Annotated in this window: 1 protein-coding gene; it reads left to right on the top strand. The window is 59.5% G+C overall.

What is annotated here, in order from left to right:
* Positions 1–190 precede the first annotated feature (190 nt).
* On the top strand, positions 191–1093 hold the full coding sequence (locus ACIGGF_RS25375) for a hypothetical protein (RefSeq protein WP_397523789.1): 903 nt from the start codon (positions 191–193) through the stop codon (positions 1091–1093).
* Positions 1094–1132 lie beyond the last annotated feature (39 nt).

Raw genomic sequence — 1132 nt, 5'->3', positions numbered from 1 at the left:
AACTCCTCTGGGAACGCTTTCGGCATGGTGAACATCCTTCCACCGTGAGGAGCGATCCTCACAGATCAGATGTCAACCAAACCTGGGGCAGTCCCCCAGTCCAGGTATCGGACATCGACCTGTGAGCCCATATGTGCCTGCGCTTCCCGCTGCTGCGGTCGCACGCTATCGAGCACATCAACGGCTCACCATGGAACTGCTCGGCTATGCCGATGAGGTGTGGGGCAAGCGTCCACCGTTGGACCTCGATGCCTGGTATGAGAAGAACGTTGCCCAGCTTGTCGAGTTAACCATCATCGGCCAGCAGCGTGCAGTAGCAACGGCTGAGAGCTACACAGCGGAGGTATTGGACCAGCAGGGCACTCCAGTCGATCCGATTGCGACCCCCGTGACGGACGGTCTGGTGGGTGTCGCATCAGACGGTCGGACGTTGGACGGGTTGTACTACGGTGCAATCGCTCAGGTAGGTCAGCAGACGGAAGCTAAAGGCCCTCAGAAGGCTTGGGCTGATGGGCTTTCCAAGTTGCACGTATACATGCAGACTCAGCTTTCTGATGCGTCCAGGGCGGCTACAACCCTGTCTATGGTGGCACGCCCGAGCACCGGCTATGTCCGCATGATCAACCCGCCTGCATGCTCACGGTGTGTGATCCTCGCGGGCCGCTTCTACCGCTACAACGCGGCGTTCAGACGTCATCCCTCGTGTGACTGTTTGCAGATTATTTCGCTGGAGGACAACACCGAAGATGTGCGCACTGACCCGGTGAAGTACTTCAACTCATTGAGTGCCGAGCAGCAGGATAAGACGTTCACCCGTGCCGGCGCAGAAGCTATCCGGCTTGGCGCTGACATCAACCAGGTGGTGAATGTTCGGCGCGGTGCCGCTGGTCTCGATTCCGCAGTGGGTTCGACAGGCAGACTGCAACGCCAGAACGTGTACGGGCAGGACTTGTTCACGTCGACTGAGGGCGTGACCCGTCGCGGTGTCGCTGGTCAAGTGATTCGGGCTCGTGGGCGTGATCCGCGGACTACACCACTGATGGCGCTCATCGAAAGTGCTCAACTTCGCTCAGCGAAAGTGCTCACCCGGTAGCGGTGATCACTGTAGCGGTTGACGGCTCCCGGTGACGGC

It is taken from the genome of Rhodococcus sp. NPDC078407 (assembly GCF_044542515.1).
In the GTDB taxonomy this organism is placed as follows: domain Bacteria; phylum Actinomycetota; class Actinomycetes; order Mycobacteriales; family Mycobacteriaceae; genus Rhodococcoides.
The sequence above is the reverse complement of the archived record's forward strand: the minus strand, read 5'-3'. Positions and strand labels throughout refer to the sequence as shown.